The organism is Micromonospora maritima (assembly GCF_902825405.1).
GTDB lineage: Bacteria > Actinomycetota > Actinomycetes > Mycobacteriales > Micromonosporaceae > Micromonospora > Micromonospora maritima.
The window spans coordinates 1-3,152 of the sequence record NZ_CADEAU010000577.1 but is presented as its reverse complement, the minus strand read 5'-3'; the positions used below and the strand labels follow the sequence as shown (position 1 = coordinate 3,152).

The window sequence follows — 3,152 nt, the reverse complement described above, 5'->3', positions numbered from 1 at the left end:
CCCGCCGTGCCGGGCCGCCCGTGGCAGGGGCCGCTCGCCGTGCTCGGCGCGCTCGCCGTCGCGGCCGGGCTCCTGCGACACCTGGTACGCCGCTTCGGCGGGATCACCGGCGACGTCCTCGGCGCGCTCGTGGAGATCGTCACCACGCTGTCCTACCTGGGACTGGTCCTGACCGGCTGATCGTCACCCGGTCGGAACGGTAGCGTTCGGGTGGGTGCACCGGCGCGGTCGAGGGGGACGACATGCTCATCACGGACGACTTCCTGCCCGTACCGGTGCCCGAGTCGCTGGACGCGACCTATCTGGTGCCGATCGCCGGGCTGCCCCGGGTCAGTCCGAAGACCGCGGTGGAAGGGCTGGCCGGCCGACTCGCCGAGCCGGTGTACGGGCTGGCGAAGCAGATGCTGGACAGCCCGCTGATGAGCGTGGACACGCGTACCGTCGACGAGTTCCCGGAGCTGCCGCCGGACCTGCTCAGCGCGTTCGGCGCCACCGACGAGCAGTTGGCCCGGCTGGCCGCCGCCACCCACCTGGTGGTGGTGCAGGCCGAGTACCGGCCGGGCTGGCCGCCGGCGCACGAGTGGGCGGCCCGGGCGGTGGCCGCGGCGGTCGCCGAGACGGTCGGCGGGGACGTGGTGGACGTCTTCGGGCTCCAGTTTCTCGACCCGGCGGCCGCGCTGCGCTCGCTGCCCGACGAGCACGGCCGGATCCGGCTCGTCGACTGGGTGCTGGTGCCCTACTCCTCCGACGCCGACGGGCTCTGGTTCACCACCAAGGGGCTGCGCCGGTTCGGGCTGCTGGAGTTGCAGGCCCAGGGCGTACCGGACCATCTCACCCGGGCCTGGGGCGCGGTGATGACCGGGGCGGCGAGGCGCCTGCTGCGGGACTGGACCGACGGGCTGGCAGGCGAGGAGGTGCCGGCGTTCGTGCAGCTCCCGGTCCTGGCCACGGTGACCGGGCACGACATCGCCGTCGCGTACGGCAATCCGGAGCAGCACGGTGCGACCGCGCCGGTGCTGCTGCGGTTGGAGCTGGACCCGGCCACCAACCCGGACGCCGACTCGTACCTGAGCCTCAACCCGCCGCCCGGGCACCCCGGCCCGCCGGGCCGCTACTTCGCCGCCGCCTGCGCCACGCTGTTCAGCGGCATCCAGCCGGACGTCCGCTACACCCGCACCGGCGACGCGATGAGCCGGGCGGTGGCCACCGCCCGCGCCTCGCTCGGCGACATCCGGGCCCGGTTCCTGGCCGGCCGGCTGCCCGATGAGAGCCAGCTGGTGGTCAAGTACGGCCTGCCCGGTGACGAGGGCCCGGAGTACGTCTGGGCCGGGGTGACCTCCTGGGAGGTCCCGGAGCGGATCGTCGGCGCCAGCGCCAGCGACGCCAACACCGACCCGAGCGTGCAGATCGGCTCGCCGGTGGTGGTGGAGGCGTCGGACGTGGTCGACTGGGCCGTGCTGGACGGCACGGGCGTGCTGGAGGGCGGCTGGACGCAGGCCGTCCTCGACGCCGGCGAGCGCCTCGCCGAGGACTGACCGGCGCGGTTAGCGGACGGAGGGCTGGACGAAGGGGGGCTTCGTCAGGCGCATCCGGGCACGCCGGCCGCGGATGTCGACCTCCAGCTCCTCGCCGTCGGGCAGCTTCGGGTCGGTGTCGACGAGCGCCAGCGCGACGCCGTGCTTGAGCGTCGGGCTGAACGTGCCGCTGGTGACGGTGCCGACCTGCTTGTCGCCCGCGTACACGGCCATGCCGGGGCGCGGGATGGCCCGGTCGACCGCGGTGAGGCCGCGCAGCGTACGGGCCGGACCGGCGGCCTTCTCCGCGCGCAGCACGTCCCGGCCCCAGAAGGCCGGCTTGTCCCAGCCGACCGCCCAGCCGGAGCGGCCCTGCACCGGGGTGATCTCCGGGGAGAGGTCCTGCCCGTGCAGCGGGTAGCCCATCTCGGTGCGCAGCGTGTCCCGGGCGGCCAGGCCGCAGGCGCGCACGTCGACGGCGGCGACGATCGCGTCCCAGACCGCGACCGCGTGCTCGGCCGGGACGACCAGCTCGTAGCCCAGCTCGCCGGTGTAGCCGGTGCGGCAGACGGTCAGCTCGACGCCGGCCAGCGTGGCGGTGGAGAAGCTCATGTACTCGTGCCCGGTGGGCAGGCCGAGCCCGTCGAGCAGCTCCGCCGAGCGCGGCCCCTGGACCGCGAGCACGGCGTACGCCTCGTGCTCGTCGGTGACGGTCACCCCGGCCGGCGCGGCGGCGCGCAACCGGCGGGCCACCTCGGCGGTGTTGGCCGCGTTGGGCACCAGGAAGACGTGGTCGTCGGCGTGCAGGTAGGCGATGATGTCGTCCACCACGCCGCCGGTGGCGTCGTCGCAGCAGAGCGTGTACTGCGCCTTGCCGGGCGCGATCCGGCCGAGGTCGTTGGTCAGGCAGGCGTTCACGAAGTCGGCGGCGCCCGGCCCGGCGACCCGGACCTTGCCCAGGTGCGAGACGTCGAACACGCCCACCCCGGTACGCACGGCCGTGTGCTCCTTGAGCACGCCGCCGCCGGCGTACTCCAGCGGCATCTGCCAGCCCCCGAAGGGGGCGAACTTCGCGCCGAGCGCGGTGTGCCGCTCGTGCAGCGGGGAGCGGCGCAGCCGGGTCTCGGCGGCGTCGGAGGTCACCTCGGTCATGGGTGGCAACTTACCGGCCCGGACCCGGCTGGTTAGCATCGGCGGGATCCCGTCGACGTCCATCGGCGGGACAGCCACGCCTCCGACGGGTAGGTTGCCGCCGGAGAGACCTTCACCGCCGGTACGCGACGACGCGGCCGGCCCGGCCCGCCCGGAGTAGCTTTCGTGACATCGCCCCGCACCACCCTCAGCCTGGTCGACACCGACCCCGCCGAACTCGCCGTCGACGCGATCGTGATCGGCGTGCACAGCCAGACCACCGAGCCGGGCGCCGGCGCATCCGCCGCCGCCCTGCTGCTGGCCAGCGGCGCGGAGAGCATCGCCGCCGCGTTCGACGGCAAGCTGACCGAGACGCTGGCCCTGCTCGGCGCGACCGGTGGCCCCGGCGAGGTGATCAAGCTGGCCACGCTGGGCACGGTGACCGCCCCGGTGGTCGCCGCCGTCGGGCTCGGCCCGGAGCCCTCCGGAGCCGCCCCCGCGCCCGAG

4 protein-coding genes are annotated in these 3,152 nt (G+C 74.8%); 3 read left to right on the top strand and 1 reads right to left on the bottom strand.

Annotated elements, in window-relative coordinates; translation table 11 throughout:
- Positions 1–180, top strand: a 180-nt coding sequence (locus HUW36_RS29335) for an adenosylcobinamide-GDP ribazoletransferase (protein ID WP_174531082.1), incomplete at its 5' end; no start/stop codon positions are given.
- Positions 181–242: 62 nt separating this feature from the next.
- Positions 243–1,535 (top strand): DUF2314 domain-containing protein, encoded by a 1,293-nt coding sequence (locus HUW36_RS29330; protein ID WP_174531081.1) that lies wholly within the window; start codon positions 243–245, stop codon positions 1,533–1,535.
- 9 nt (positions 1,536–1,544) lie between these two features.
- On the opposite strand, the gene gcvT is transcribed toward HUW36_RS29330, so the two are convergent.
- Complete coding sequence (gene gcvT, locus HUW36_RS29325; RefSeq protein WP_174531080.1) at positions 1,545–2,666, bottom strand: glycine cleavage system aminomethyltransferase GcvT; 1,122 nt, start codon at positions 2,664–2,666, stop codon at positions 1,545–1,547.
- Positions 2,667–2,831: 165 nt separating this feature from the next.
- Here gcvT and HUW36_RS29320 point away from each other — a divergent pair.
- Positions 2,832–3,152: M17 family peptidase N-terminal domain-containing protein (locus HUW36_RS29320; RefSeq protein ID WP_281357570.1), on the top strand; the 321-nt coding region annotated here is incomplete at its 3' end.